We start from the raw sequence: 26,540 nt of genomic DNA on the forward strand, positions 1-26,540 counted from the left end.
TTGTCTAACTACCGAAGTGGATGCGTACGCATATCGGCCATCGCACCCGGGCGGGCGGCGCCGTCGGCCTCGTCCGCGGGTGAGTCGGCGCCCATCGCGTCGATCACCTCGGCGAAGAACGCCTGCATCTCGACCACCGTCTGCGGCGACAGCCGGTCGGCCGCGGCGATCATCCGGGCGTGCACGTCGGTGAGTTCGGACCGGACCTCGTCGTCGCTGTGCACGGTCGCGACCAGCAGGGCGCCGCGGCCGTCCGCCGGGTCCGGCCGGCGTTCGGCGTGCCCGCTGGCGACGAGTCGCTTGACGACGGCCGTGGTCGACGCCGACGTGATCCCGAGGTGCGCGGTCAGGTCGCCCGGCCGCACCGCGCGGCCCTGCTCCGCGGCGCGCAGCAGGAAGCGGACCGCCTCCATGTCGGTCGCGTTCATCCCCATCGACCGGCGCTTGCGCTCGCGCATCGCGACCTCGGCGGCGCGGTAGCGCCGCATCGCGGTGAGCAGTTCGACACCGGTCCTCGCCGGCCGGTCCGGGTACCAGTACCCGGACGTCCCGTGCGTGCCGTCCTCGGTCATCGCAGCCTCCTCACCTCGTCCGCCCGACAGTACCGAGCCGGTCCGGGCGCGCGGGGAGCAGCGGGGTACGTGACGAGGGTCGGCGACCCGTGTCACCGGTCTCGACGCTCACGACCGGACCACCCGGCGGACGGGAGGCGCGAGGCGGGTCGGCTGCGGGCCTCCCGTCCGGCACGCACCGGCTCACTGCCGCGGAGCGGCTCGTCCCGCAGCGGTCTCGTCCCGATGCGCGGACGAGGACCGGGTGCGGCGGCCGATCCGTGACCCGAACACAGACCGGCCGCCCGTGCCGTGGTGCCTGACCCGCACCACGACGTCTCGATTGAACACGATCCTGCTGTGAGCGCAGGCCCACAGCCGCTGCGCGCACTGCGTGCAGCCGACGTCCAGACACGCGGTCGCCGGGGCGCGCCGGAGATCGCGCGTCCGGGCCGAGGAGGCCCGAGCGCCGTAGGCTCCGTGAGGAGAACTCGTCACGGGAGACGGAAGGCCGGCATGACCAGCACCACCACCAGCAGCCACCCCGCACCCGGCGCCGCACACGGCGCCCGGACGACCCAGGCCACCGCCTCCGTCGCCGCGATCCTCGCCGAGTCCGCGGCGCGGTTCCCGGACGACGTCGCGGTCGTCGTGGGCGACCAGCGGACCACGTACGCCGAGCTGTGGCAGCAGACCCTCGCCTACGCCGGCGGCCTCCGCGCGCGCGGTGTGCGTGAGGGCGACCGCGTCGCGATGCTCGTGCCGAACGTCGCCGACTTCCCGCGCGTCTACTACGCCGTCCTCGCGCTCGGCGCCGTGGTCGTGCCGGTGCACGCGCTGCTCAAGCGCGGGGAGATCGAGTTCGTGCTCCGCGACAGCGACGCCCGACTGCTCGTCTGCGCGGCCCCCCTGCTCGGCGAGGGTGGCGCCGGGGCGGCAGCCGCCGGCGTCGACGTGCTCAGCGTGCTCGCCCCGGCGGACGCCGAGGGCGCTCCGGACCGACTCGAGACCGTCGCCGCGATGAGCGAACCGCTCGACACCTACGTCCCGCGCCACCCGTTCGACACCGCCACGATCCTGTACACGAGCGGGACGACCGGGAAGCCGAAGGGCGCCGAGGGCTCCCACTTCGCCCTGCTCGAACAGGTCAACACGTGCCTGCTCACGACCTTCGACATGCGTCGGGGTGACGTCCTGCTCGGTGCGCTGCCGCTCTTCCACACCTTCGGGCAGACCTGCACCATGAACACCGGGTTCCGCGCCGGCGCGACGATCGTCATGCTGCCGAGGTTCGACGGCGACGCCGCACTCGCGGCCATGGTCGAGCACGACACGGCGATCTTCATGGGCGTCCCGACGATGTACATCGCGCTGCTCGACGCCGCGACCCGGTCCGAGGCCCGACCGCACCTGCGGTACGCGATCTCCGGCGGGGCATCGCTGCCGCTCGCCGTGCTCGAACGGTTCCAGCAGGTGTTCGACGCGCCGGTCCACGAGGGGTACGGGCTCACGGAGACCTCGCCGGTGGCGTCGTTCAACCACGTCGGGGCCACCCCGCGCCCGGGCACCATCGGGACGCCGATCTGGGGTGTCGACATCGAGATCGCCGACCCCGAGGTCACCGACCGCACCGTCCTGCTGCCGCGCGGCGAGATCGGCGAGCTGGTGATCCGCGGCCACAACCTGATGAACGGCTACCTGAACCGACCCGAGGCCACGGCCGAGGCGATCGTCGACGGGTGGTTCCGCACGGGCGACCTCGGGCGGAAGGACGACGACGGGTACCTCACCATCGTCGACCGCACGAAGGACATGATCATCCGCAACGGCTACAACGTGTACCCCCGGCAGGTGGAGGAGGTCCTCGCCGCCCACCCGGACGTCACGATGGCCGCCGTGTTCGGGATCCCGCACGAGGTGCACGGGCAGGAGGTCGCCGCGGCGGTCGTGCTCCGTCAGGGCGCCGAGGTGACCTCGGAGGAGCTGATCCGCTTCGTCGCCGACGAGATCGCCGTGTACAAGTACCCGCGGGTCGTGCACGTGGTGGACGCCCTGCCCCTGGGGCCGAGCGGGAAGGTGCTCAAGCGGGAGCTCGTCGAGCGGTTCGGCTGAGCGCCCCGCGGCGGGGTCGTCGGTCCGGAGCGCGGCTCGCGCTCCGGACCGGTCGCGATCGTGCTCGCGGCCGACCGTCGCCGACGTCAGCGGGCGCGTGGACCGGGCGCCGCCCGGCGGCGGCGTTGCTCGTCAGCCGTGGCCACGACGAGGAACACCGCCCCGATCACCGCAGGACCGTGGACAGGGTGTTCCCACCGAGCGTCTAGGATCGACTCCAGGGGCCTTTAGCTCAGCTGGTAGAGCGCCACGTTTACACCGTGGATGTCGTCGGTTCGATCCCGGCAGGGCCCACCAGAAAAACCCAGTTCAGGCCCCACCATGCGGAAATAATGTGTGGCCGACGGGAGGAGAATCCGGGCAGCTGCCGGTGAGCTGCCGGTGTCTAACCTGGGAGCTGGGGGATTGAGGTGTGCGCGCCGCGGTTGACGCTGGGAGAAGCATGCACGCCGCTCGGCCCGCTTGAAGTGGTGCCTGAGATTGTGCCGCGATCGTGCCCTCCAATGACTGCACGCTGATGGCCTCTTCGCAGCGACGCTGTGCCAAGCCAGGGGTAGCGAAGAGTCGCCGAACTTGGAGTGTAAGTCGGGCGAGTACGTCGACAATCGAGTTCCATGACGGTGAGCCGCGTCATACAGGCGGTCTACTGGCTAGACCTTGGTCCAATCCCGGCCCTATCGAATTTCACCGTGCAAGCCGCGCTAAGGTCAGGTTCGACAGATGATGCATCGGAGCGGCGCCCCTTGCGTTGACCCTACAACCTCCAGAATCTAGGCATGCTCTCCCTCGTTCTCTCCATCTATGCGGCTTTGGTTGCGACCTTCGCGCTGCTGTTCAACTACTTCAAAGAGCCAGTGCCGCTTATGCACGTGATCCGTAACGATGTGTCGGCCGAGTACGGAAAGCCCTACTGGTCGCTGTATTTCCGTAACCTCGGGGCAGGGTCAGCGCGGCACGTCAAGGTACGAACTCGACAGGGCAAGGCCCGATGGACGCCCTGGACGAGCCTCGCTCCGGTCTTGGATGCCAAGAGTGAGGTCGGCCACAGGGTGCCACTTACTGAAGAGGAGTACGCCGCGTTAGCGTCGGAGCCAGCTCGTTCGTCTTGGCGAGTGCAGTTCCGCTGGACGCAAGGCCCCGTCTCCTTCGTTGGCCAGCGCCGGCTCACTGTTCGTCCCGACCACTACTGGACTCGTGAACAGTCAGACGCTTGGGGTTAGCTGCTGACCGCTGGCTTCTTCCTGCCGTGCCTGTCGGGACCGTGAACGGCGGCGTCCAATCTTGGCTCGCCAAAAACTGATCTAGTGGCAGTGTCATCGCCTTTACCATCTCGGGATGTTCGTGAATGTCTTTGATTCGGTGACCGATCATGTAAAGCGTCGGCACCTTGGTATCAGGCCAAGCGATGTCGCGACGCACTGCCACGAGAAGATCAGCCATGAGTCGCATCGTCACCAAGTTCGGCGGATTCAAGTTGGCTGAAGTGCGCCACCGGTAAAATGTCTCGATCACTTCGTCCGAACCCCAAACCGTCACGAAGCCCTGAAAGTTCGTAATGACGTCTTCCATACCGGCCAGAGCGGCCGCGCTCCGATTCGGAGTGAGAAGGTCGTTTAGCGTTGTGAGGAAGGGCTGATACAGCTCGAACTTTTTCTGCGCTGTGCGCTCCTCAAGCGCTCTAAGACGTGCAGCCTCCGCCTCTGCGTGTTGCGCTCTGCCCGCGGCCCGCGACGCCAGAATGCTGGAGATCACGGCGACGGCGACGGGGACGGCAAGGGTGACGATTTGCAGCCATAGAGGAAGTGTCATGCGTGGGAGTCTTGCATCGACCGCCGTCGATCGGCATCACGACCGCGCCGTCCGGGGCGCCGGTAGGCCTCTGGTCGATCAGGTCAGCAGCAGGTTTGCCATCGCGCTGTCTTCCCCAGTGAAGAAGAGCCTCTAGGTCCACCGAACACCCCTCAAAGCAAGCACCCTCAGTCCAGTGGCTGAGGGTGCTTGTATTGAGGGGACTTACGAAAAGATCGGGCATGCTCGAGGATCTACGCGTACCTGTCGTTAGTCGCCGTCCGGATCAGCGCCTACGACCTCACCTACGACGTGCAGTAACAGCAGCGGCAACTCCAAAACCGAGGCCAGCTAGACCGACCAGCATTCCTCCGTTGTAAATCAATCCTGCAGCGAAGTTAACGCCCCCACCGGGAGGACTCAGTATGGTCCATACAGAGCCGATTGCAGTTGCAACGAAACCGACCGCAAGAAGAACGATTGCAGCAACGACTACCCCTGGCATTCTCATCAGTTATTACGTCCGTTTCCCTTATAGAAGGCCCAGCCAGCGCCACGAACAGCGGTGTAGTAGCCACCAGCGACACCAGCACAAGAGTTTCGCGTAGCACCCTTGGGGTAAGCCTTGTTGCAAGCATACGTAAGGTTACCGAGGAACGCGACGTCGCAGGTCAGGCGGTTAATCTTCTTCTTATTGCCATAGCAGATGTCGTGGGCGTCGCAAGCGGGCCTGAACTTCGCCTTACCCCACGTGTCGGGCGAATAGCTACAACCGTTGGGTGCAGCGAAAGTGGTCATCTCCCCACTCGCGGTCGGCTCGGGGTCGGTGGCGTCAGGAACGTCCTCCCCCTCGTTCGCGACTCGGAACGACCAATCTGCGGTCTGAATATCGCCTCGTTCGTCCCATGCGGTGGCAGCCGAAACTTTCGCCTTCCATGAGTAGGAGTGCCCTCGGGGAAGGTCGTAAAGGCCGAGCGGGACGTTACCAGTAGTGGTCGCCTGCGTGACGCCGGTTGTCAGGTCGCGGAGCTCATAAGCGATCGCAGCATCGCCAGGTAGGAGCCCTGACTGGGGAAGCGGGTAAAGGGAAACCACTTCCGGGTTCACCACTGCCCCGTTCGCAAGACTTGGCTGTAATGCCTCGTTCTGCCACTGACCAACCCCAAATTCGTAGGCCACGGAGGGCGCCAACCCCGTGCTGCTGGACAGTTCTGCACGCAGCTTCACTAGCCCAGACAAGGGTGGAGTCGTGAAGGTGAACGAGGACGTCGTAGTGTCATTCAGTGAATAAGACTCGAGCGGAAGGTCGTTCAGGTACACGTCGACCGTTTGCCCAGCCTCGACTGCAGCAGGCGCGCTTACAGTGCAAGACGCCGCAATATCATCGCTTCCCGTGGTAGCGGTCCATGTTCCAGCCCCGAACGGAGCGGCGCAAGTCAGACGAGGGGCTTGAGGATTGCTGTACCAGCCTTGGACGTCGAAAACGTAGTCGGTCGGGTCAGCGACACTGTTGATTGCGACCTTGCCGTTCGCGCCGAGCGGTACCGTAATGGTGTTCGTGCGGATCGTAGTCTCGTCGAAATTGATCGACGTCGTGTTCGGGCGGGTTGTGCCGTCTGCCCACACCGTCGCATTGCCGGCACCAGCGGTCGACTTCAGCGAGGTGAGCGAGAGGACAACGGCCTTGATACCAGAGCCCATGACGGGGACGCCTGCTTTGCCGGCGATCTGGATGGAACGGGTTTCGTTCTTTCCCATGACTGTGTTGCCGCTGGAGCGGGTGTCGTACGCACGGCCAGCACCGGGAGTGAAGACGGCGCCTCCCTTCCCAGCGGCGGTGAAGTAACCCTGGGTGTCGACGACGAGGTCGGTGGTGCTGTTGTTGTTGTAGATGGTGATCTTGCCGTCAGCGGAGAGCTTGACCTGCGCCTGCATCGAGGTCGGCACGTTGCCGGCGTAGTTGAAGGAGTTCGACGGACGGGTGTCGCCCGTGGCGTACGGGGTGAGGTACCCGACGGAGGCGGTGCGGTTGACGGCGATCATGTTGATGATCGCGCCGGAAGCACCCTTCGGGATGCCGCCGCGTCCGGAGACCTGCAGGTCGACACGCTCGCCGGCGCCGATGGTCTGCTGTGGGAAGCCGAGCCCGGAGCGGGTGTCAGCGATGCGCGAGCCGTTCAGCGGGACGAAGCCGCCGGCGGCAGTACCGTCGTCGCTGGCGGTGTAGTAGCCCTGCACGTCGAGGATGAGCCGGATGCTGGTCTCGGCCTGCACCTGAATCGTGCCGTCGGGATTCACCGCGAGGACAGCGGAGAACGAGGTGTTTTGCTCGCTCTCACCACCGTAGATACCCATGAGCGTCGTCTTCGCGGCTGCGTTCGGGCGCCCGTAGAGGATGCCCTGATGCGAGATGCTCGCCGCGGTCGCAACGACGGATACAGCTCCAACGGAACCGTCGTCCGGGACGCCGTTCTTGCCGGTCACCTGGACGGTGCGCCAGCCCTTGGCAGGCATCGGGGTGTCGAAGCCGCCGATGTTTCTCCCCGTGTCGAGGAAGCGTCCGGTTGCCGGGACGAATACGCCGCCGGTTCCGGTGTCGTTGAGGGCTTGCGCTGGCGTTGCGACCAGCAGCGAGCCAAGGATTGCGAGCGCGCTCAGGGTTGCGGCAGCGATGCTGCGCTTCCTCTGGCGCGGCCTGTGCAGCAGCGTGCGCACGAGACCCCCTAGGTCAGCTGACAGCACGGGTTGCCGTCAGTTCGCGAAGGCTAGAAGAAGTCTGAATACCGGCACAGGTCCCCCGAAGAGGGGCTCGCCAGAAAAATCCCAGTTCAGAGGTAATAGTTCCGGAATGGGCTGAGCGTTCTCTCAGTCTATGTCAACCTGCGAGCTGATGATCCCAGCCAGTCGGCTAGCGCCAAATGGCTAGCGCCGAACAGCTGTCCAGTTGGAGCTCTGGGCTGATCGAACGCAAGAGAGGGTGGGGCATTCTCACGCAAGTCAGCGTGAACAGCCACAACGCCGCGACGCGCCGGGGGGCCGCAGGGTCCGTTTTGGGTCCTAAAACGATGCGCAGGAAGGGCACATCAAGGGCGTAGCGACGCGAACGCTACGATGCTCCACACCAGCCAGAACCGCGGAACGACGCGGATCAAGGGCACAAGGACGCGCACCATCGCAAGGCCTGACCCGGTACCAGTGGGTTCCAGATTCAAGACCCACGAGCCCGCAAGGAGTGACGACCCATCGTGTCCGGGTCACAGCCGGCGGGTTCGACAACATTGATGTTGAAGTAAGCGCCGAAGCCGATGCCGGCGATCGAGCCTCTCTTCCACGCGAGACCTAGGCTCTTCTCATGATCAACGCCGCATACGCGCTGTACGACATCTTCCTTGAGTGGCGCGAGGCGGCCGCAGCCGGCGTGGTCGCAAATGACGCCCGAGGCTGGAACGCTGACCCGATGGTTGCGACTACAAAGATGCTCGAGACCAGCGCTCTGCTCACGGCTATCGATCGTGCGCTCAGCGAGATGGAGGCGGACGGTCTCAACGTCTACGTCTCGAGGGAGTCGTTCCCGCAATGGGGCCGCATGGCGGCCAATGCGGGGACCACTTGGGGTCAGCAGTCCGACCCTGGCGCGGCATTCCCTTCAGCAGCGATGGGGCAGCTGCAGATGCTGGGCACCCTCATTGAAGCGACCAAGGGGAGGATCGCGCCGGGCGGACTCGACCGGCTCAGTGCCGTCGTCGACGAAGCGATTGGCCTCCTTGAGGAAGACCAGACCATCAGCGCGGAGCTTCGCTACTACTTGGTGAAGCTGGTGCGCGAGATTCGCGATGCGATGGAGGATGAGACGCTCGCTGGGGGCTTCGACTATGCGAGCGCTGCTGAGCGGCTCTGGGTTGCCATGCAGGCTGCAGCCGGACAGGCGGACGAGGAGCGTAGTCCCCGATGGCGGGACGCCGCGGCCAAGCTGATTGTCCCTGCGGTCACGGGTGCCATCACACACGCGGCCACTCTCGGCTATGACGGTGTCGCAGCGGCGCTCGGACAGCTCGGCCAGTAGTTCCGAGGTGGGCGCCTGTCGTCTCGGCCGGAAGCATCAGCAGCTGCTCGGCGGCGGACCTTTACGTGCACGGCGCGACACACGTTAGCGGTTTGCCGCGGGGGGGGGGGGGGAGTACGCCGTGCTCGCGCCGCCTGCCGAGCGTCGCCAGGCAGCCGCCGTTTCATTGGGCGGCGATATCGGCGGCCGAGGCGGTAGCGGTGCGTGTCGTCGGCGTAGGGGAGGCCGGCGCCACGGCGGGGAACTCGAGGACGACCGGCACAAGCTGCCGGTGTGCTGCCGGTGACCACGCGCAGCCGGGTGCTTTTGTTCGCAGTTGTCCGCAAGCTACTTCCGCGCCATCACTGGGAAGCGCTGCGTATCGCTGCGGACGTTTGCGCGGTCCGCCACGTTTACACCGTGGATGTCGTCGGTTCGATCCCGGCAGGGCCCACGCAGTCGCTCAGCGACGCGCGCGCAGGGTCTCGCTCGGCAGCTCCCCGAACCGCTTCGCGTAGGCGGAGGAGAACCGCCCGGCGTGTGCGAACCCCCACCGTCGTGCGGTGTCCGCCACGGTCGTCTCGCCCACCGAGTGGTACCGGAGCTCCGTCCGGATCCGGTCGAAGCGGATCCCGCGGAGCATCGAGTTCGGTGACATCCCGACCTGCCGCTGGAAGCCCTGCTGGAGCCCGCGGACACTGAGCCCGACGTGTTCGGCGACGTCGGTCGTGGTGATCGGGACGTCGGCGTTGGCGTGCATGTACTCGATCGCCTGCTGCACCCGGCCCCGTGCGCCGACGGGCACCGGCGCGGCCGGCGCGAGGGTCGTGTGCGGGAAGGTCCGGAGCATCGCCAGCGCGGTGCGCCGGGTGGCCTCGGCCATCGCGAGCGGGGACAGCGGCGTGGCACCGAGGACGACCTGCGCGGAGGCCCGCAGCTCGGCGTTCCACGTCCGGACGTCCTCCCGTCGGGGCAGCGCGGCGTGGTCGAACACGAGCGGCGCCGGCTCCGTGCCGTGCAGCTCGGCGGCGGTGCGCTCGAGCGTGCGGCGGTCGAACTGCACCACGTTCTGCCGGACGTCGGCGAGGTCGAAGCGGTACGGGCGCTCGCTCGGGAACACGATCGGGCGTCCGGGCGCGAGCGCCACCTCGTCGCGGTCGATGTCCAGCAGTCCGCCGCCGTCGCTGACCCACGTCACGAAGTAGTGGCTCGTCGCGTCGACCTCGCCGGCCATCCGACCGTCGAAGCGCTTCGAGTCCAGCGACATCCCCTCGCCACCGACCGATCGGAACCGGTAGCCGAAGTCCCGCTCGGTCCGCTCGGGCAGGAACCCGGCGGCACCGTACGCCGACTCGAACACCGCTCGGGCCGCGTCGAGGTCGTCGCCGGACGCCTCGACGACGTGACGGACGTCGGGTTCGGCGGTGGTCATGATCCGATGCTGACACGTCCGGCTGAGCCTCGCGCGCGCGTCGTGGTCAGGACAGCGCCTCGAGCGGGTTCTGCGCGAGCTTCCGGACGACACCGCCGTCGACCAGGCGCCGCGCTGCGGTGTCGGGCTTGCGAGCGGCCTGGTCGGCGACGCACGCGCCGAACTCCGCAGCCAGCGAGCCGCGGGGGTGCCGTGCGAGCACCTCGCGCAGGTACGACTCCGGCAGCAGCTCGGCCCCCGCACCGGAGACGTCGAGCCCGGTCGCGCGTTCGAGCAGGTGCCCCTCGAGGTCGAGGAGGACGTCGACGTCCGGCCAGTTGTGCCGCACGATCACGTCGAGCGCGCGCTGCTGCCGCTCGACGGCCCAACCCGCCCCGGTCGTCAGGGCGACGGCGACGTGCCCACCGGCGTGCTCGTAGGACACCGTGTGGTTGTCGAACTCGGTCACGGTGCCGATGTCGTGCAGGACGGCCGCGACCCACAGCAGTTCGTGGTCGACGCCGTCGAGCCCGTCGAGCGCCGCGAAGCCCGCTGCCCAGTACCAGGACCGGACGGCGTGCGCCGTGATCGCCGTCGACTGGTAGCGCGTGGCGAGCGACGCAGCCGCTCGGGCGGCCGGGGTCTCCGGGACGGGGAAGTCGTCGATGCGCACCTCCGGATCATGGCATGCTCACCGCTCGCACCGGTGACGCGGCGGACGGGAGGCACGGTGCCGGCCGGCCACGTGCCTCCGGACCGGCGCGGCGTCGGACGCGCGACGTGGCGCTGATCCGCCACGCGCCTCCCGTCCGGTGCGCTGCCGGCCCTGCCGGTGGGGCCGAGGTCCCAGGACGACAGCTCGTGCTCGCCGACCACGAGCGTGTACGGTCCCGGCGCGTCGGTACGACCGTACGGGGGGGGGGGAGTTCCGAGCGGAAGCGCTCAGACATCGCTCGTCGGCAGCGCGGTCGCGTCCGACGGCCCGCCCTCGGGAGGCGCCACGGCCGCGTCGACCGGGTCCTCGACCAGCCGGACGGTCACGCTGATGAGGTCCGCCGTCGCGGTCGTGTCCGCGTCGAGCAGGTCGCGGACCCGTTCGCCCACCGCGCGGAGGGTGTCCGCGGCGGGACGGCCGCCGTCGACGCTGATGCCGGTGACGACGTGCACGCGGCCGCCGCGTCGGTCCACGTCGACCAGGACGTCGGGGTCGTGCAGACGGAGCGGTACGGGCACCACCGCGTCGACCACGGTCTCGGCCGCGGCGGCGACGGGGCGGGGCGGGTAGACCCCGGTGACCCCGGGGACGTGTCGGATGCCGGCCGTCACCGTGCGTGAGATCGCTTCGTCGTCCATGGTCGCGCTCCTCGCTGCTGGTGGGTCGTCTCGCCGCCGGTCGGGCAGGTCGTGGTCAGGCGGTGGTCGTCAGGGCAGGTAGACGTCGTCGAAGTGGACGTCGACGGCCTCGACGCGCAGCTCGGTGTGCCGTTCGACGGCCTCGGCGACGGTGCCCCGCAGGCGCTCGGCGGTCTCCAGGGCCGACCCGCCGTACACGAGCCCGGCAGTCACGTCGATGCTGACCGCGGCTCCGGGCTCCTCCACGTCGCCCCGCAGCACGCAGCGGCCCATCACGACGCCGCCCATCGTGTCGCCGGCACGGCGCACGAGTCCGCGCACGGCCGCCTCGGTGACCGCCAGGCGCAGGCGCGGATCGGGGTGGGCGACCGGGACGTCGCGACCGGGCCGCACCTCGGCGCGAATCGCCCCGAGCAAGCGGTCGACCCAGGCGGTCTCCCGGTCGGGCTCGGCACCGGCGCGCTGCTCGAGCGCGCCGAGCGAGAGCTCGCGCAGGCGCTGCAAGTTCGTCATCGCGAGTCGGCAGACCGCCGAGCCCTCGATGGACGGGTCGATCGGGTCCCGACCGCGGTCGAGGTAGTCCGCGATCTCCTCGATCGTGTGGCCGTCGAGGTCGTCGTCGGGCAGGGGGAGGTCGTCGGTCGTCATCGCCATCCCTCCATTTCCGCGGCGAGGAACCGTCGCGCCCGTGCGAGCAGGCCCCGCACGGTCGACGTCGGGAGCTCGAGTTCCTCGGCGATCTGCTGGTAGCTGTACCCGGCGGTCTCCCGGAGCAGCCAGCACCGACGCTGGTCGATCGGCATCCGGTCCAGAGCAGCCCACATCGCGTCGAGCTGCATGCGCGTCTCGACGGTACGCTCCGGGGCCTGCGACGGGTCGGCCGCCTCGTCGTGGTCGTCCAGGTCGTCGTGGTGACGTCGACGCCGGAGACGGTCGAGGGCCCGGCGGGTGACGATCTGCATGATCCAGGGGCGGAACCGCTCGGCGTCCTCGAGGTCCGCGAGCTTCCGCCACCCCGTGAGGAAGGCCTCCTGCACGACGTCGTCGGACTCGACGTTGGAGCCGAGCACCTGCTCCGCGTAGACGCGCATCAGCGGTCCGTGCCGGCGGGCGAGCACCTCGAAGGCCAGCACGTCGCCGTCGGCCGCGCGGGCGACGAGCGTCGCGTCGGACGCGTGCTGCAGCGCGGTGCCGTCGCTCATCCCCGCCTTCCGTCCGACTCGGGCTGCCGGTCGGTGGACCGGTCTCCACCGAGCATGCACCGGCAGCGTGGAGAGTGCCCGCATGGTGTCGGGTGCGTCAGTTCGTGACGGATCCGCTGCTCGTGACGTCCCACTGGTGAGATGCACGACGACACCACCACGACCCCCCTGCCCGCTGTCGAACCGGAGCCGACCGACGACGCGACCACGGACCCGCTCGGCGACAGGACGCCGCAGCGTCCGCTCCGCCACGCAGCGCCGCAGCGGCCCGTCGCCGGCGCGGTGCGCACGGCACGGACGCTCTGCATGAGCGTGTTCGACCGGTGGCGGTGCGGGCTGGAGGACGGGCACGGGGGACTGCACACCGCGACCGAGGTCGGGGCCACCACGTCCTGGAACGACGCCGTAGCCGGCCGCATGCTCCGGGAGCTCTGAGCGGAGGAACGCACGACGCTCACTCGGCGGAGAAGAAGTCGCGGTACGCGGGGTCGGCCGGGACGTTCTCCAGCAGCCGGGTGTGCACGAGGGACGCGATCTCGTCCGGGTGACGCAGCCCACGCCGGTGCCACTCGCCCGGTTCCTCGTGCAGGTCGGAGAGTCTCGATCGCACCCGTTGCACCTCCCGCGTCGTCCCGCCGGCCGTCCTCGCCGGCGGGTCTGCGCGAGCGGGGTGCCGCCCGGTCGGACGGCTCCGTCCACACTGCACGCGCTCCGGGGCACCCGGCGGGTCCGGTCGTGTTCCGGACGCGGACGGGCGGACCATCCGGTTCGCGCGCTCGTGCTGCGTCCCGTGGCGCGCGCTCAGCTCCGCGGTACCGGGCGCAACCGCGGCACCCAGCACCGGACGGCTGCGGCGTAGCGGCGGAAGTCGTCACCGAACCGCTGCTCCAGGTCGCGCTCCTCGAGCGGGCGCACGACGCAGTTCCACACGACGGAGCCCGCGACCGCGTAGACGAGCACCGTCCAGGACGCCGCGACGAGCCCCACCGCAGCGCCCTGGGTCAGCCCGGCGAGGGCCATCGGGTTCCGCACCACCCGGTAGGGGCCGGCGACCACGAGCCGGTTGGGCATCGCCGACGGCAACGGGGTCCCGCCGCCACGCGTCGACATCGACACTGCCGAGGCGAGGCCGAGCAGGCTCGCCAACACGAAGACGACGAGACCGGTCCCGCTGACCACTTGCACGACGGCGTCGGGCAGCGGGGGACGGAGCCGCCACCGGGTCTCGGCGGCGGCGATCAGCAGCGGGAGGACGCCGAGGAAGAGCCCCCAGAACACGACGATCTGCACCGCGGTCCCGAGGAGGTGCCGGACGGGTCCCGCGTCCGGGTCGGCGGTCCGGAAGCGCAGCGGACCCGACGTGACGAGTTCGGTCGGCACCCGCCCGAGCAGCACGTGGCACAGCGCGAGGACGGAGCCGACGGTCGCTGCGGTCATCGCGACGACACCCCAGCCCGCCTCACGGGTGACCGTCGCCCAGGCGGCCGTCCCGAGCAGCACGAGCACCGTCCACCCCGTGGCGACGACGGCGGACCAGCGGAGGCCCGCGGCGGCCAGTGCCGAGGCGACGACGAAGAGCGGGACGTCGAGTGCGGCGACCGGCACGGGGTCGAGCGAGCCGAGCGTCGCGGTCCGGACGATCGGCACGGTGGGGACCAGCAGCCACCAGACGGCGCCGCCCGACGCCTGCAGCGCGAACCACCACCGACCCCACGACACAGCTGCAACCTAGCAGCGCCGCGCCGACGTGACGGCGTCTCGCCGTGACCGGCGGTGTCCGGCGTGACCACGAACGGACGGGAGGCGCGGTGCCAGCCGGCACCGCGCCTCCCGTCCGTCAGCGCGCAGCGAACGCGCTCAGCGCTGTCCGTTGATCTGGCCGAGCCAGCGTCCGAACGTCTGCTCCTGCTGGTCGTCGTGCAGGGCGTGCAGGGTGCTGGTCGGCAGGCAGTGACGCTCGGTGTCGACGCTGTTCCCCTTGTGGAGGTCGAGGGTCATGGTGTGCTCCTTCGCGTGGTGTGTGGATGGTTCGACGTCGGCGGCTGCGCGGGCATTCCCGCTCGGGGAGCAGCGTGTCCGCTCCACGAGCCGAGGCGGTCCGGGGTCAGGGCGTGACCATGCCCCCGTTGACGTTGAGGGTCTCGCCGGCCACGAAGCTCGACTCCTGCGACGCGAGGAACACGTACGCCGGCGCGAGCTCGGCGGGCTGGGCCGCGCGGCCCATCGGCGACTCGCTGCTGCCGAACTCGGGCAGCGACTCCGGGTCGACGCCGCCGCTCGGCTGCAGGACGGTCCAGGTCGGACCCGGGGCGACGATGTTGACCCGGATGCCGCGCTCGACGAGCAGCTGCGACAACCCCTTGGAGAAGTTGTTGATCGCGCCCTTCGACGCCGCGTAGTCGAGGCGGTCCGGCGCGGGCTGGTAGGCCTCCATGGACGCGGTCGTCGTGACCGTCGACCCCGGCTGCAGATGCGGCAGGGCTGCCTTCACCAGGCGGAAGAGCCCGAACACGTTGACGTCGAACGTCGCCTCGAACTGGTCGTCGGTGATGTCGAGCAGGTCGGGCTGCCACCGCTGCTTGCCGGCGACGCTGACCAGCGCGTCGATGCCCCCGAGCTCGGCGACGGCGCGCTCGACGAGCTGCCCCGCGTAGGCATTGTCGCGCAGGTCACCGGGGACCGCGACCGCCTTCCGCCCGGCCGCCTCGATCTGCTCGATCACGTGGTCGGCGTCGGACTGCTCCTCGGGCAGGTAGGCCAGGACGACGTCGGCCCCCTCGCGGGCGAAGGCGATCGCCACGGCGGCGCCGATGCCCGAGTCGGCTCCGGTGATGAGGGCCTTCCGGCCCTCGAGGCGCCCCGTGCCCCGGTAGCTGGACTCGCCGAGGTCGGGGACGGGGGTCATCTGCGACTGCAGGCCTGGCTCGTCCTGGGCCTGCGGCTCCGGAGAGACGTCGGGGTAGCGGCTGCGCGGGTCGCCGAAGGCGTACTGGTCGCTCGGTGCGGTGGTCATCGTGTCGCCTCCAGTTCGACCTTGACCCAGCCGGGCTCGCGGCGGTCGAAGGCCTCGTACGCGGCGATCGCGTCGCCGATGGGTTCGTGCTCGGTGATCAGCGCGGTCGGGTCGAACTGCCCCGATGCCACCAGGTCGATGAGCGGCGGGGTGACCGAGTGGTGGTCGCAGTTGCCCATCCGGATCGTCAGGTTCTTGTTCATCGCCTCGCCGATCGGGTACGACTGTGCGGTCGGACCGTAGACGCCGATGATGCCGATGCGGCCGTACTTCGCGACCGACGCGACCGCCCACTGTGCGACCTGCGACGGGCCGTCACCGGGCTTCCACTGCTGCTGCTCGCCGAAGCCGTCCGGCGAGGCGTCTGGCGCGACCTGCTGCACCTCGGCGTCGAACTGCTGGGCCTGTTCGTCGGACACCGCTGCGGGGCCCTGCTTCGGGCGCTCCGCGTCGACCCCGACGGCGTCGATCACGGCGTCCGCGCCGATGCCGTTCGTCAGGTCCATGATCGCCTGCACCGGGTCCTCGCGGTTGTAGTCGACGACCTCGCAGTGCTGCGCGAGCGCCGCGGCGAGCCGGGTCTCCTCGCCGTCGACGACGATCACGCGGGCTGCGCCGAGCTTGTAGGCGGAGGCGGCGGCGAACTGGCCGACGATGCCGGCGCCGAACACGACCACGACGTCGCCGCGGGTGACCCCGGCGAGCTCGGCGCCGAACCAGCCGGTCGGGAAGATGTCGGAGAGCAGGATCGCCTGCTCGTCACTCACGTTCTCGGGCAGCGGGTGCATCGTGTTGCGGGCGTACGGCACGCGCACGTACTCCGCCTGCAGACCGTTCACCGGCCCGGTCGACTGCGGGCCGCCGAAGAAGCTCGTGCCGGCCTGCGGGCCGTTCGGGTTCGCGACGTCGCACTGCGCGGTCTTGCCCATCCGGCAGTACCGGCACGCGCCGCACGAGATCGTCGAGTTGATGACGACGCGGTCCCCGGCGCTGAACCCGCGGACGGCGTCACCGACCTGGGTGACGACGCCGACGGCCTCGTGCCCGAGGATGGTGCCCTCCTCCATCGGTGCCATGGTGCCGCGGACGAAGTGCAGGTCCGTGCCGCAGATCGCACTGCGGGTGATCCGGACGATCGCATCCTCCGGGTGCTGGATGGTGGGCTCCGGGACCTCGTCGAGACGGATGTCCCCGATGCCGTGCCAGACCACTGCGCGCATGTTGCTCTCGCTTCCTGTCGTGGGGGTGTTCGGGGGACACACAACCCGACCAGTGCTGGACGGACGCGGAGCGGCGTCCGATCAGCGCACCGGAACGGGGGACACGCAGCGCTGCGTGGACACCCAGGCCCGGCGCGTTCGCTGGCCGCCATGAGCGACGACCAGCACGACGAGAAGCAGACGCGCGACGACTTCGCCGACGCGGTGAACATGACCGCGTCCGAACTGCGGAAGTGGCTCGACACGGACGAGTCGAAGGAGGTCGGACAGAAGTCCGACGGCGGCGGCGAGTCCACCGGACACGAGAGCGGGCGGCACATCGTCCGCATCCTCGAGAAGAAGCAGGGCGACTACACCGACGACGACTACGCCCACATGCGGAAGGTCGTCGGCTACGTGGCGCGGCACTCGAAGCAGGAACCGAAGGGCGACTCCCACGACTCGAAGTGGCGGTACTCGCTCATGAACTGGGGCCACGACCCGGAGAAGTAGGCCGCGGCGACCCGGGTCCGTCGCGCCGGTCGGGCAGAATGGGGCCGTGGACGACTCCGGCATGCCCCGCTTCCGCCGCATCTGGTCGACGATCCAGGTCGGCGTCCTCGCCGCGGCCGTGGTGTTCTGCGTCGTGATGCTCGTCATCGGCCAGGGCGAGCTCGACCGCGTCTACGCGGTCGCCGCGGTGTTCTTCGGCCTGGCGCTGGTCGGCCACGCGACGTACCTCTGGTTGCTGGCACGCGCGAGGCGCTGAGCACTGGACGGAGGGGAGGAGCGTGGCGGGCTCGCCCCGCGGGTCCCGTTCGCCGTCAGGACTGCTGCCAGACCCGCACCCAGTCGACGAGCATCTGCTGCGGGAACCGCGTGGTCGCATCCGGCGACCCGGGCCAGGTGCCGCCTACGGCGACGTTGAGCAGCACGAAGAACGGCTTGTCGAAGACCCACGGCGACGTCCCCACGTCGGCCCGGGTGACCGTGCGCTGCGCGACGCCGTCGACGAGCCACGTGACCGATCCCGGGCGCCAATCGACCCCGAAGACGTGGTGGGCGTCCGCCCAGGCCGCACCGTTCGGCAGGGTCGCAGCGGCCGACAGCCCCTGCGCTCCCGAGTAGCCGGGTCCGTGCACGGTGCCGTGCACGACACCGGGCTCGTACCCGACGTTCTCCATCACGTCGATCTCGCCGCAGGCCGGCCATCCGACCTGCCCGATGTCCGCGCCGAGCATCCAGAACGCGGGCCAGATCCCCTGCCCGCGCGGGATCCGGATGCGTGCCTCGATCCGGCCGTACTGCGCGGTGAAGGTGCCCTCGGTCTTCAGCCGCGCGGAGGTGTACGTGCCGTCGGCCTCGCGTCGTGCGGTGATGACGAGGTTGCCCGCGCCGTCCAGCGCGCTGTTCCGTCGCGAGTCGGTGTAGGTCTGCAGCTCGGCGTTCCCCCACCCGCCGGCGCCCGTGTCGAACCGCCAGATCCCCGGGTTCGGGGCGCTGCCGGCGGCGCCGTCGAACTCGTCAGCGGCGAGGAGCACCCCTCCGGACCACGTCGTGGTGGCCGCAGCGGCGTGGTCGTCCGGCGTCAGTGCCGCTCCGACGGCGGCCGTCGTGGCTGCGGCGCTGCCCAGCCCGAGCGCCAGGAAGCGGCGTCGGTCGACGGTGTGGGCGGCGTCGGTCGGCGTGTGGTCGTGCAGCATCCGGGGGATCCCTGTCCTCGTGCCCGTCGGTGGACGGGACGCACGATCATCCCCCGTGATCGGTCCGGTGACCAGTCCACACTTCGAGGGACACGCGCGCCGGACCGCGGTCGCGACGAGGGGTCGGTCCGCTCAGGGGACGTAGCCGACGCACAGCACGGTGACGTCGTCGGGGTGCTCGTCGGCGTGCGCGAGCTCGGCGATGCCGTCGACGACCTGCTGCGGGTGGTCCCGCTCCGCCACCCACGCCTCGAAGCGGTCGAGCGAGTCGAGGTCGCCGCCGAACAGGTCGAGCACGCCGTCGCTCACGGCCACGATGACGTCGCCGGGCTCGAGGACGGTGTCCTCGGCGGTCCAGCTCGTGCCGACACCGATCGGCAGGTGCGCCGACCGCAGCGGGCGGACGGTGCCGTCGACGCTCCGCAGCACCGTCAGCCCGTGCCCGGCGTCCACCCACCGGGCGTGCCCGTCACGGTCGACCCGCACGTGGAAGCACGTCGTGAACTGTCCGCTGGTCAGGTCGGACGTCCCGGTCGCGAGCCCGGTCGCGGCGCGGCGGACGGCGACCGCGGGGTCGGACTCGTCGACGGTGCTGCGGATGAGCGAGCGCACGGCGGCGGCGATCATGCCGGCGCCGACGCCCTTGCCCATCACGTCGCCGAGGGTGAAGGCGGCGCCGTCGGGGGTGGGGAACCAGTCGTAGAAGTCGCCGCCGACCGTCCGCGCGGGGATGCACACGCCCACCGCGCGGAGCTCCCCGGGCAGCCCCGCGGCGGTCGTCGGCAGGAGCGACTGCTGCACGAGGGCCGCGCGGTCGATCTCGCCCTCGGCCACCCGACGCCGGCGCTGCACCGCGGCGAGCTGGAGGCCGGCCTGCCGCGCGAGCTCGTTCGTCACGGCAGCCGTCGCCCCGAACACGAACACGACGATGAACAGCCGCACGAGCTCGCTCGGCCGCGGTTCGGTCGGGGAGATCGCGTAGGACAGCAGCAGCGTGCCGGTCGTGCCGAGCACCGGCCACACCACGTGCCGTCGCCCGGGGTTCGCGGCGACCCACACCACGGGCAGCACCACGATCGCGGTGAAGACCGAGGCGGCGTCGCCGGTGCCGAAGCGCAGGAAGCCGACCGCGAAGAAGTCGATCGCGGGGACGAGCAGCTCGACCCGCATCGCCGCGGACGAGCGCACGGCCACGGCGGCGAAGACCAGGCCGAGGAGGGCGATCGCGACCCCGCTCCACATCAGCGGGGCGTCGGTGACCTCGAGCCACGGGGAGAAGGTGCTCCCCACGGCAGCCCCGACGATCAGCGCGGCGATGATGGTCTGCTTCGCCAGCGGAGCCCACGACGTCCGGAGGCCGCCGAGCACGATCGGACCGGTGTCGTCGCGCACGCTGATCGTCCACGTCGGCGTCGACGAGGGGCGGTCCGCGGTGCTCGTCACGCGGTCGAGTCAACCCGGACGGGGTGTTCCGGGCAACCCCACTCCGAGGGCCGGGCGTGTTGAGCCGCGCTCACGCGACGCGGCTCACGCGACGATCGGTCGACGCGCCCGCGCTCGCGCGTCGGTCGACCGCCGGTCTCAGAGGCCGAGACGGAAGGCGAGGGGGACGAGCAGCCCGGCGACCCAGACGAGGACCATCACCAGCGCGCCCGCGGCGAGCCACCGCCGACGCCGGCGCAGTCTCGGGCTGCGGTCCTCGCCCCACATCTGCGCCCGGACCAGCGTCCGGTTCGCCTGCTCGACGACGCGGCGCACCTCGGGGTCCTCGAGCGGGAGCGCCCCGGACCGGGCGTGCTCGGCGATCGCCGTCGCCTCCTCGACCGTCAGCTCGTCCTTCGGCATGCGCCCATCGTCGCACCCCCGGGCACGTCCGGGAAGCCGTGGGGCGACCGCACCCGGCCTGGGCGTCGTCGCAGCCGGTCGCGGGTAGCAACGAGGTCATGACCAAACGGTTCCGCGGGAAGATCGTCGTCGTCACCGGAGCATCGAGCGGCATCGGGAGGGCCGCGGCGCACGAGTTCGCCCGACAGGGGGCCACCCTCGTGCTCGCCGCTCGCAGCCACGACAGCCTCGAGGCCGCCGCGGCCGAGTGCCGGTCACTCGGCGCCGAGGCGGTCGCGATCCCGACCGACGTCGCCGACGAGCACGCCGTGCGCGACCTCGTCGCCACCACCACCGCACGGTTCGGCCGGATCGACGTCTTCGTCGGCAACGCGGCGCTCTTCGTCTACGGGCTCTTCGAGCAGACCCCGACGAAGGCGTTCAAGCGCGTCGTCGACACGAACCTGTACGGGCACCTCCACGCGATCTCCGCGCTGCTGCCGCACTGGAAGCAGCGCGGCACGGGGACGTACGTGCTCGTCGGGTCGATCCAGTCGCTGCTCTCCGCGCCGTACCAGTCGGCGTACGTGACGAGCAAGCACGCCGCACTCGGTCTGGTCGACGTCCTCGGCGACGAGTACGCGGGCACCGGGATCCGGTTCACCGCCCTGCTCCCCTCGACGATCGACACCCCGATCTACCAGAACGGGGCGAACTACACCGGCAAGACCTCGCACCCCCTGCCGCCCACCGTGTCGGTCGAGCGCGCCGGTCGGGCCGTCGTCCGCGCCGCGCTGCACCCGAAGCGCTACCGCTTCGTCGGGCGGATCCAGGCGTCGCTCGTGCCGCTGCAGTACGTGTTCCCGGGACTGTTCCACAAGATCACCAAGCCGATGGTGGAGACGTTCGCGCTCCGGGGCAAGGGCGTGCCGAGCGACGGCAACCTGTACGAGCCCGCCGACGCCCACAACGCGACCGACGGCGGCTGGGTGGCGAAGCGCCGCCGCGTGACGCGTCCGCTCGTCTGGGCGGGCATCGCCGCGGTGGTCGGCACGGTCCTGCTCGGCCGCCCACGTCGCTAGCGGGACCGGAGCCGGACGGGAGGCGCGTGGCGGTCCGGCCGCGCGCCTCCCGTCCGTCGGTCGCACACCGTAGGGTGACCGCGTGGAGTTCCCGGGGGAGGCGGCCGACGCGCGCGACGCGTCGACCTCTCCGGGGTCACCCCGGGGCACGCAGGACCAGCAGGACGACACGCCCCGAGCGGGACGGCGCGCTCCGCGCGCGACGCCGCACGGAGGCACCGACGGGTCCTCCGGGAACCCCACGCCCCTCGAGGTCGTGGCGACGGCGCTCGCCGACGCCTTCCTCACCGCCGACTCGTGGGCCGTCGACGACCTGACCGCCGCCGGCTACGCCGTGGTCGGCGTCGACCGCGCCTACGTGGGACGAGCCGTCGGGGCGGCGCTCGACACCTACCCGCGACCGCCCGTCGACGCACCCCGCCAGCTCGCCCGGGTGCTCGCCGCGGCGCCCCGGCTCGCCGCCCTGCACCGCTCCCGCGAGGCCCGGCGTCCGGTCCGCGTGCTCGCCCGTCCGGTCACCGCCGTCCGCGCACGCCCCGCAACCGAGAGCCCGCTGCTCGTCGACACGCTCCCGGAGCTCGCCCGGGCGCTCGACGTCACCGTCGGTCGGCTGCTCTGGCTCGCCGACACCCGGGCGTGGAACCGGCACGCCCCGGCGGGCAGTCCGCTCCACCACGTCCGGCACGAGTGGGTGGTCCGGCCCGGACGGGTACCGCGCCTGCTCGAGAAGCCGATGGACCTGCTCCGCCGGACGCAGCGCACCGTCCTGGACGGCCTGCTGGTCCGGCTCCCGGTGCACGACGCCGCCCACGGGTTCGTGGCGGGACGGAGCGTCGTCACCGGCGCCGCGGTGCACACCGGGCAGCACGTCGTGCTCAGCGCCGACCTGACCACGTTCTTCGCCAGCGTCACCGCCCCGACGGTCTACGGCGTGTTCCGGTCCGCCGGCTACGCGGAACCGCTCGCGCACGTCCTGACCGGGCTCTGCACCCACCGGGTCCCGCCCCACGTCCTCACCGCGATGCCCGCCGGCGGGAGTCCCGAGGAACGAGCCGCGCTGCGCGAGGCCCTCGCCGTCGCCCACCTGCCACAGGGCGCGCCCTCGTCGCCGGCCCTCGCCAACACGGCGCTGCGGCACCTCGACGCCCGCCTCGCCGGCTGGGCGGGAGCGACCGGTGCCCGGTACACCCGTTACGCCGACGACCTGACCTTCAGCGGCGACCACCGGTTGGCCGCCCGACCCGACGCCTTCCTGCGCGGCGTCGAGCGGATCGTGACCGAGCAGGGGTACCGGCTCAACCCCCGCAAGAGCCGGGTCCGGAGGCGGGGGAGCCGGCAGTCGGTCACGGGGGTCGTCGTCAACGAGCGGCCGTCGCCCGGTCGCCGTGAGGTCGACCGGCTGCACGCCGTCCTGCACAACTGCGTCGTCCACGGCCCGGCGTCGCAGGACCGCGCCGGGCACCCCGACCTCCGCGCGCACCTGCTCGGCCGGATCGGCTGGGTCGAGCAGGTGCACCCCGGTCGCGCGCGGCGACTGCGCGAGGAGTTCGCCCGCATCCGGTGGTGACCCGTCCGCACGCTCCGCCGTCCGCCGTCCGCCGTCCGCCGTCCGCCGTCCGCCGTCCGCCCTCGGCCGTCCGGAGGTGCACGGACGGCGACTCCGACACCGGGACACGCTGTCCGGGAAGCGCACACCGGCCGCCGGTCCTGAGACCATGCGATCGTGACTGGGCAGGCACGAGGGACGGAGCACCCCACGTTCCGACGCTTCCGCGTGGAGGCGGTCAGCGAGCACCGGGGTGACGAACTCGACGAGATCTACGGGACCGCCGGCGGGATCGACAGCGCGCTCGACACCTTCCGCTACCTCGGCGCGGGCGACGCCGAGGTCTCGGTCCGCCGGGCCGAGGTCCAGGGCACGCGGGCCGGCGTCATGCAGCCGCGCGACGAGCACATCGTCTTCTGGATCGGGGACGGCAGTGCGACCATCGAGGACCTCGACGGCGGCGACCCGCTCGCCGTGCAGCCGGGTGCACCGGTCCTGCTCACCGCCTCGCGTCGCTACGCCTTCACGGCGGACGTCCGCACGATCACGATGGTCCACCTGTCGGACCGCGTGCTCCGTCGCGCGCTCGTGCGCAGGGGACACCTGCCGACCGGGCCGGTGGTCCTCGCGCCGGAGTCCCCGGACGAGTCCGCGCGGCGGGCCCTGCGTGCCGTGATCCGTGCGCACGGTGGACCGGTCATGGACGCCGCGCTCGCCGACGCCGTCCGACAGACGATCAACGCGGAGATCGCCGACGCCGTCGTGGCGGCCTTCCCGGTCCTGCCGGCCGTCGCGCCGACCGGCCGTGGCTCCGCCGCGCGCGCAGCGGAGTGGATCCGCGCGCACGCCGACCAGCCGGTCACGCTCCGGGACATCGCGGACGCCGTCGGGATCAGCGAGCGGGGACTGCAGAACGCGATGCACCGTCGGTTCGGGGAGTCGCCGATGGCCAGGCTCCGGGCGGAGCGGCTCGACGGTGCCCGACGGGAGCTCGAGACGTCCGGCGGGGACCTCCTGGTGGCCGACGTCGCGCGCCGGTGGCAGTGGGCGCACCTCGGTCGGTTCGCCGCCGCGTACGCCGACCGCTTCGGCGAGCACCCGAGCGACACCCTGCACCGCAGCCGGCGGGACGACGGGTTCCGCTGAGGCCACGGCGGCGGCGCCGGCGTCCGCACGTCCTGCGACCACGGCTACCCTGGCGGCCATGACGACACGCCGCGTGACCGCTCCGGAGCCGCCGGAGGACGGGTCGAAGCCGAAGGGCCCCGCCTCGTACTTCCCGAGCATCGAGCGGACCTACGGGCGCCCCGTGCAGGACTGGCTCGACCTGGTCGCCGAGCAGCTGGACGGGCACCGGCACGCGGAGGTGGTGGCCTGGCTGAAGGACGAGCACGGGTTCGGCCACGGGCACGCGAACGCGGTCGTCGGGTACGTCCGGAACGCGCTCGACGGCTGACCCGGCCCGGGCGTTCGACGGCTCGGCAGTCGCGGTGTCGGAGGTGCTCCCTACGGTGACGGCGTGGTCGAACCGGTGGACGCGTGGTGGCGACGGCGACAGTGGTCGCGGGGCACCGCCGTACCGTACGCCGTCGGCGAGTTCCGCTCGGCGTGGGCGTCGTACCCGGTGCTCGTGCGGCAGTACCACCCGGAGTGGAACCACGGCGTGGTGCTCACGCAGGTGCCGCCCGCGGCCGAGGTGCTGCTGACGTGGGAGTGCGACGTCGGTCACGTCTTCGTCGCAACGCCTGCCGAGCAGCGGTCGCGACCCGGGCGGGAGCGCCGACGGTCCGTCTGGTGCCCCGAGTGCCACCTGCAGGCGGCACCGCAGCGGTGGCCGGTGCTCCCCGAGGACTGGCCGGCAGCGATCCCGCCGCCGCAGCGGGCGGAGCGGGTCAGCGGCCGCCGGACGCTCCCGTCGGCTCCGGGGCGAGGCCCGGTCCCCGGCGTGGGCCGGGTGCCGACCGGTGCGGTGGCGTCGTCCCGATCGGGGGCTCGTGCTGCGGGACGGTCGGGCGCACGCTCGACACGGGCGAGCGGTGCACGGTCGTCGCAGCCGGTCCCGCGGTCGATCTGCCCGAAGACCCCGAGGGTCCCGTCGGGTGACTCCTTCACGAGCGTGTGCGCCCCCGCGCCGGCGTCGGCGGTCGAGGCCGACCTGCGGCAGGCGCTGCGCGACCGGTTCGCCTTCACGTTCGACCACACGGCCATCCGGCTCGACCGCCCGTTCTTCGACCACGTCGAGGCCTGGCCGGACATCGTGCTCCCGGAGCTGCGCGTCGCGATCGAGTACGACAGCACGGGCCGACACGGGCTCGAGCACGTCGGACCCCGGCAGGAGACCGACCGGCGGAAGGACCGTGCCGTCCGCGCCGTCGGGTGGGAGGTCGTACGGATCCGCACCGGCCGCCTGCCGGCGCTCGGTCCGTACGACCTCGAGGTGTCCGGCATCTCCGGGCGCACGATCGAGCGGCTCGTCGACACCCTGCGGGACCTCCGCGGAGCGCTCTTCGTCGACGCCTACGCGCGCTGACGGCCGGATCGGCGCAGGGTCTGACGCGGGTACTCGCCGTGGCGCTGCTGGTAGGTCGCGGAGAAGCGGCCCGCGTGGGCGAACCCCCACTCGCGCGCGACCTCGGCGATGTTCGTCGTCGCCGGGTCGCCGGCGAGCAGCGCCTCGCGCACGCGGTCGAGCCGGACCTGTCGGATGTACGCGTTCGGCGAGAGCTCGAAGGTCCGCTGGAACGCCGTCTGGAGGGCGCGGAGACTGAGTGACGCGACCCGCGCCAGGTCGGTGCTCGTGATCGGCAGGTGCGCGTGCTCGTGGACGTACTCGACGGCTCGTCGGACGTGCGCGTTGCGGGGGAGCAGCAGCTCGTCCGGCAGCGAGGCGCTGACGATCGGGTACAGCTCCAGCAGTGCCAGCGCCCCGAGCCGACCCATCTCGGCCTGCAGCAGCGGGGAGGCACGGCGGTCGAGGACGGTGTGCGAGATGAGCTGGACGCTGCTCCGCCAGACGCGCATCCCCCGCTCGTCCGGTCGGACGGTGTGGTCGAGCACGAGCTGCCCGGGCGCGGTCCCGCGTTCACCGGCGACCTCCTCGAGGGCGCTCCGGTTGACCTGGACGATGCGCTGGTCGTAGTCGTCGTACGAGAACGCGGCGCCCTGCTGCGGCCAGAGCTGCGGTCGACCGGGCTCCATCACGATCCGGGCGTCTCCCGACCCGATCGCAGCGGTGCCGCGGGTCGTCCACTGCACCACGAAGTCGTCGGACGGCGTCATGACGCCCTCGAGGTGGCCGTCGAAGCGGATCGACCGCAGCGACATCGCGGCGTCCCCCACCGCCGAGTAGCGGAACGCGAACGGCTGTCCGGTCGCGTCGGCGCTCCACTCGTTCCCCGCGTAGGCGGTCGCGAGGAAGTCGCGGGCTTCGTCGAGGTCGGAGCTCTGGGTCTCGACGTCGATGCGTGGCGGCGTGATCGGGTTCATGGGTCCCGTGCATTCTGTCCGCCGGACGCGGCGCTGTCCGGACACCGGTGTCCCCGGTCCGGGGGTGGACGACGTGGTCCGCACAGCAGGGATGTCCGGAGATCGTCGGACGAGGACTGCCGGACGTCCGTCTTTCGTCGTCGTCGCCCGGTCGGCGTCCGCCCGGCGCCGCGGTCTCCTAGCGTCCTCGGTGGACGGGTGCCGGATCGGCCGGCCCCCCGGAGACCC

General features: G+C 71.0%; 27 protein-coding genes and 2 tRNA genes. 12 read left to right on the plus strand and 17 right to left on the minus strand.

The window, feature by feature from the left end; translation table 11 throughout:
* Positions 1–8 precede the first annotated feature (8 nt).
* Positions 9–572 (minus strand): MarR family winged helix-turn-helix transcriptional regulator, encoded by a 564-nt coding sequence (locus M3666_RS08165; protein ID WP_066653947.1) that lies wholly within the window; start codon positions 570–572, stop codon positions 9–11.
* Positions 573–1,067: 495 nt separating this feature from the next.
* Here M3666_RS08165 and M3666_RS08170 point away from each other — a divergent pair, with 495 nt between their 5' ends.
* Entirely contained in the window at positions 1,068–2,663 is a 1,596-nt protein-coding gene (locus tag M3666_RS08170; protein WP_251154971.1) for a long-chain fatty acid--CoA ligase, read from the plus strand.
* Between the two features lie 221 nt (positions 2,664–2,884).
* Positions 2,885–2,960: transfer RNA gene (locus tag M3666_RS08175), tRNA-Val, on the plus strand.
* Between the two features lie 867 nt (positions 2,961–3,827).
* On the opposite strand, the gene M3666_RS08180 is transcribed toward M3666_RS08175, so the two are convergent.
* Together M3666_RS08180 and M3666_RS08185 are read right to left on the minus strand one after the other, a co-directional pair.
* On the minus strand, positions 3,828–4,472 hold the full coding sequence (locus M3666_RS08180; protein ID WP_144411285.1) for a hypothetical protein: 645 nt from the start codon (positions 4,470–4,472) through the stop codon (positions 3,828–3,830).
* Positions 4,473–4,961: 489 nt separating this feature from the next.
* Entirely contained in the window at positions 4,962–7,166 is a 2,205-nt protein-coding gene (locus M3666_RS08185; protein ID WP_066653949.1) for a phospholipase A2, read from the minus strand.
* A gap of 637 nt (positions 7,167–7,803) precedes the next feature.
* Here M3666_RS08185 and M3666_RS08190 point away from each other — a divergent pair.
* Entirely contained in the window at positions 7,804–8,514 is a 711-nt protein-coding gene (locus M3666_RS08190) for a hypothetical protein (protein WP_066653951.1), read from the plus strand.
* Positions 8,515–8,860: 346 nt separating this feature from the next.
* Positions 8,861–8,947: transfer RNA gene (locus M3666_RS08195), tRNA-Val, on the plus strand.
* Between the two features lie 9 nt (positions 8,948–8,956).
* Here the strand turns inward: M3666_RS08195 and M3666_RS08200 are convergent.
* The 5 genes from M3666_RS08200 to M3666_RS08220 all read right to left on the minus strand — a co-directional run bounded on the left by M3666_RS08200 (position 8,957) and on the right by M3666_RS08220 (position 12,459).
* A complete protein-coding gene (locus M3666_RS08200; protein WP_066653953.1) occupies positions 8,957–9,925 on the minus strand; it encodes an AraC family transcriptional regulator in 969 nt (322 codons plus the stop codon).
* 46 nt (positions 9,926–9,971) lie between these two features.
* The gene (locus tag M3666_RS08205; RefSeq protein WP_251154972.1) at positions 9,972–10,577 is read right to left on the minus strand and encodes an HD domain-containing protein; all 606 of its coding nucleotides are present in this window, start codon (positions 10,575–10,577) and stop codon (positions 9,972–9,974) included.
* 269 nt (positions 10,578–10,846) lie between these two features.
* Complete coding sequence (locus M3666_RS08210) at positions 10,847–11,257, minus strand: hypothetical protein (RefSeq protein ID WP_066653959.1); 411 nt, start codon at positions 11,255–11,257, stop codon at positions 10,847–10,849.
* 69 nt (positions 11,258–11,326) lie between these two features.
* The gene (locus M3666_RS08215) at positions 11,327–11,905 is read right to left on the minus strand and encodes an Asp23/Gls24 family envelope stress response protein (protein WP_251154973.1); all 579 of its coding nucleotides are present in this window, start codon (positions 11,903–11,905) and stop codon (positions 11,327–11,329) included.
* The gene (locus M3666_RS08220; RefSeq protein WP_066653961.1) at positions 11,902–12,459 is read right to left on the minus strand and encodes an RNA polymerase sigma factor; all 558 of its coding nucleotides are present in this window, start codon (positions 12,457–12,459) and stop codon (positions 11,902–11,904) included. The genes M3666_RS08215 and M3666_RS08220 overlap by 4 nt, the downstream gene beginning before the upstream one ends.
* A gap of 141 nt (positions 12,460–12,600) precedes the next feature.
* On the opposite strand from M3666_RS08220, the gene M3666_RS08225 reads away from it, so the two are divergent.
* Positions 12,601–12,894, plus strand: coding sequence for a hypothetical protein (locus M3666_RS08225; RefSeq protein ID WP_209682927.1), 294 nt, complete (start codon positions 12,601–12,603; stop codon positions 12,892–12,894).
* Between the two features lie 19 nt (positions 12,895–12,913).
* Here the strand turns inward: M3666_RS08225 and M3666_RS08230 are convergent, their stop codons facing one another.
* From M3666_RS08230 to M3666_RS08250, 5 genes are all read right to left on the minus strand, one after another.
* Positions 12,914–13,069, minus strand: a complete 156-nt coding sequence (locus M3666_RS08230; RefSeq protein ID WP_158407747.1) for a hypothetical protein — start codon at positions 13,067–13,069, stop codon at positions 12,914–12,916.
* 191 nt (positions 13,070–13,260) lie between these two features.
* On the minus strand, positions 13,261–14,178 hold the full coding sequence (locus M3666_RS08235) for an isoprenylcysteine carboxylmethyltransferase family protein (protein WP_066653968.1): 918 nt from the start codon (positions 14,176–14,178) through the stop codon (positions 13,261–13,263).
* A 138-nt stretch (positions 14,179–14,316) separates the two neighbouring features.
* The gene (locus M3666_RS08240; protein ID WP_158407748.1) at positions 14,317–14,457 is read right to left on the minus strand and encodes a hypothetical protein; all 141 of its coding nucleotides are present in this window, start codon (positions 14,455–14,457) and stop codon (positions 14,317–14,319) included.
* 106 nt (positions 14,458–14,563) lie between these two features.
* On the minus strand, positions 14,564–15,472 hold the full coding sequence (locus M3666_RS08245) for an SDR family oxidoreductase (RefSeq protein ID WP_251154974.1): 909 nt from the start codon (positions 15,470–15,472) through the stop codon (positions 14,564–14,566).
* Positions 15,469–16,692 (minus strand): zinc-dependent alcohol dehydrogenase, encoded by a 1,224-nt coding sequence (locus tag M3666_RS08250; RefSeq protein WP_209682923.1) that lies wholly within the window; start codon positions 16,690–16,692, stop codon positions 15,469–15,471. The genes M3666_RS08245 and M3666_RS08250 overlap by 4 nt, the downstream gene beginning before the upstream one ends.
* Positions 16,693–16,842: 150 nt before the next feature.
* On the opposite strand from M3666_RS08250, the gene M3666_RS08255 reads away from it, so the two are divergent.
* Together M3666_RS08255 and M3666_RS08260 are read left to right on the plus strand one after the other, a co-directional pair.
* The gene (locus M3666_RS08255) at positions 16,843–17,184 is read left to right on the plus strand and encodes a DUF3140 domain-containing protein (protein ID WP_066653974.1); all 342 of its coding nucleotides are present in this window, start codon (positions 16,843–16,845) and stop codon (positions 17,182–17,184) included.
* Between the two features lie 46 nt (positions 17,185–17,230).
* Positions 17,231–17,440 (plus strand): hypothetical protein, encoded by a 210-nt coding sequence (locus M3666_RS08260; protein WP_126892263.1) that lies wholly within the window; start codon positions 17,231–17,233, stop codon positions 17,438–17,440.
* Between the two features lie 55 nt (positions 17,441–17,495).
* On the opposite strand, the gene M3666_RS08265 is transcribed toward M3666_RS08260, so the two are convergent.
* From M3666_RS08265 to M3666_RS08275, 3 genes are all read right to left on the minus strand, one after another.
* Positions 17,496–18,374, minus strand: a complete 879-nt coding sequence (locus M3666_RS08265) for a family 16 glycosylhydrolase (RefSeq protein ID WP_251154975.1) — start codon at positions 18,372–18,374, stop codon at positions 17,496–17,498.
* A gap of 132 nt (positions 18,375–18,506) precedes the next feature.
* On the minus strand, positions 18,507–19,817 hold the full coding sequence (locus M3666_RS08270; RefSeq protein ID WP_251154976.1) for a SpoIIE family protein phosphatase: 1,311 nt from the start codon (positions 19,815–19,817) through the stop codon (positions 18,507–18,509).
* A gap of 138 nt (positions 19,818–19,955) precedes the next feature.
* Positions 19,956–20,219: a hypothetical protein gene (locus tag M3666_RS08275; RefSeq protein ID WP_066653980.1), complete on the minus strand. Its 264-nt coding sequence runs from the start codon at positions 20,217–20,219 to the stop codon at positions 19,956–19,958.
* Positions 20,220–20,317: 98 nt separating this feature from the next.
* On the opposite strand from M3666_RS08275, the gene M3666_RS08280 reads away from it, so the two are divergent.
* From M3666_RS08280 to M3666_RS08300, 5 genes are all read left to right on the plus strand, one after another.
* On the plus strand, positions 20,318–21,280 hold the full coding sequence (locus M3666_RS08280; RefSeq protein WP_066658122.1) for an SDR family oxidoreductase: 963 nt from the start codon (positions 20,318–20,320) through the stop codon (positions 21,278–21,280).
* A gap of 82 nt (positions 21,281–21,362) precedes the next feature.
* Positions 21,363–22,847, plus strand: coding sequence for a reverse transcriptase family protein (locus M3666_RS17065; RefSeq protein WP_066653981.1), 1,485 nt, complete (start codon positions 21,363–21,365; stop codon positions 22,845–22,847).
* Positions 22,848–23,003: 156 nt separating this feature from the next.
* A complete protein-coding gene (locus M3666_RS17070; RefSeq protein ID WP_144411287.1) occupies positions 23,004–23,972 on the plus strand; it encodes a helix-turn-helix transcriptional regulator in 969 nt (322 codons plus the stop codon).
* A gap of 58 nt (positions 23,973–24,030) precedes the next feature.
* Complete coding sequence (locus tag M3666_RS08295) at positions 24,031–24,282, plus strand: DUF4287 domain-containing protein (protein WP_066653985.1); 252 nt, start codon at positions 24,031–24,033, stop codon at positions 24,280–24,282.
* A 63-nt stretch (positions 24,283–24,345) separates the two neighbouring features.
* Complete coding sequence (locus M3666_RS08300; RefSeq protein ID WP_209682911.1) at positions 24,346–25,356, plus strand: hypothetical protein; 1,011 nt, start codon at positions 24,346–24,348, stop codon at positions 25,354–25,356.
* Here M3666_RS08300 and M3666_RS08305 read toward each other — a convergent pair.
* The gene (locus tag M3666_RS08305) at positions 25,344–26,312 is read right to left on the minus strand and encodes an AraC family transcriptional regulator (RefSeq protein ID WP_209682909.1); all 969 of its coding nucleotides are present in this window, start codon (positions 26,310–26,312) and stop codon (positions 25,344–25,346) included. The two genes, M3666_RS08300 and M3666_RS08305, sit on opposite strands and share 13 nt — an antisense overlap.
* Positions 26,313–26,540 lie beyond the last annotated feature (228 nt).

It is taken from the genome of Curtobacterium sp. ODYSSEY 48 V2, from assembly GCF_023712625.1.
Lineage (GTDB): Bacteria > Actinomycetota > Actinomycetes > Actinomycetales > Microbacteriaceae > Curtobacterium.

What these genes read in the sequence shown, in the direction of transcription:
- M3666_RS08305 (WP_209682909.1), bottom strand. Translation starts at nt 26,312, where the DNA reads ATGAACCCGATCACGCCGCCACGCATCGACGTCGAGACCCAGAGCTCC.
- M3666_RS08225 (WP_209682927.1), top strand. Translation starts at nt 12,601, where the DNA reads ATGCACGACGACACCACCACGACCCCCCTGCCCGCTGTCGAACCGGAG.
- M3666_RS08265 (WP_251154975.1), bottom strand. Translation starts at nt 18,374, where the DNA reads ATGCTGCACGACCACACGCCGACCGACGCCGCCCACACCGTCGACCGA.
- M3666_RS08245 (WP_251154974.1), bottom strand. Translation starts at nt 15,472, where the DNA reads ATGACCACCGCACCGAGCGACCAGTACGCCTTCGGCGACCCGCGCAGC.
- M3666_RS08180 (WP_144411285.1), bottom strand. Translation starts at nt 4,472, where the DNA reads ATGACACTTCCTCTATGGCTGCAAATCGTCACCCTTGCCGTCCCCGTC.
- M3666_RS08240 (WP_158407748.1), bottom strand. Translation starts at nt 14,457, where the DNA reads ATGACCCTCGACCTCCACAAGGGGAACAGCGTCGACACCGAGCGTCAC.
- M3666_RS08275 (WP_066653980.1), bottom strand. Translation starts at nt 20,219, where the DNA reads ATGCCGAAGGACGAGCTGACGGTCGAGGAGGCGACGGCGATCGCCGAG.
- M3666_RS08280 (WP_066658122.1), top strand. Translation starts at nt 20,318, where the DNA reads ATGACCAAACGGTTCCGCGGGAAGATCGTCGTCGTCACCGGAGCATCG.
- M3666_RS08295 (WP_066653985.1), top strand. Translation starts at nt 24,031, where the DNA reads ATGACGACACGCCGCGTGACCGCTCCGGAGCCGCCGGAGGACGGGTCG.
- M3666_RS08170 (WP_251154971.1), top strand. Translation starts at nt 1,068, where the DNA reads ATGACCAGCACCACCACCAGCAGCCACCCCGCACCCGGCGCCGCACAC.
- M3666_RS08255 (WP_066653974.1), top strand. Translation starts at nt 16,843, where the DNA reads ATGAGCGACGACCAGCACGACGAGAAGCAGACGCGCGACGACTTCGCC.
- M3666_RS08165 (WP_066653947.1), bottom strand. Translation starts at nt 572, where the DNA reads ATGACCGAGGACGGCACGCACGGGACGTCCGGGTACTGGTACCCGGAC.
- M3666_RS08250 (WP_209682923.1), bottom strand. Translation starts at nt 16,692, where the DNA reads ATGCGCGCAGTGGTCTGGCACGGCATCGGGGACATCCGTCTCGACGAG.
- M3666_RS08200 (WP_066653953.1), bottom strand. Translation starts at nt 9,925, where the DNA reads ATGACCACCGCCGAACCCGACGTCCGTCACGTCGTCGAGGCGTCCGGC.
- M3666_RS08220 (WP_066653961.1), bottom strand. Translation starts at nt 12,459, where the DNA reads ATGAGCGACGGCACCGCGCTGCAGCACGCGTCCGACGCGACGCTCGTC.
- M3666_RS08190 (WP_066653951.1), top strand. Translation starts at nt 7,804, where the DNA reads ATGATCAACGCCGCATACGCGCTGTACGACATCTTCCTTGAGTGGCGC.
- M3666_RS08215 (WP_251154973.1), bottom strand. Translation starts at nt 11,905, where the DNA reads ATGACGACCGACGACCTCCCCCTGCCCGACGACGACCTCGACGGCCAC.
- M3666_RS08210 (WP_066653959.1), bottom strand. Translation starts at nt 11,257, where the DNA reads ATGGACGACGAAGCGATCTCACGCACGGTGACGGCCGGCATCCGACAC.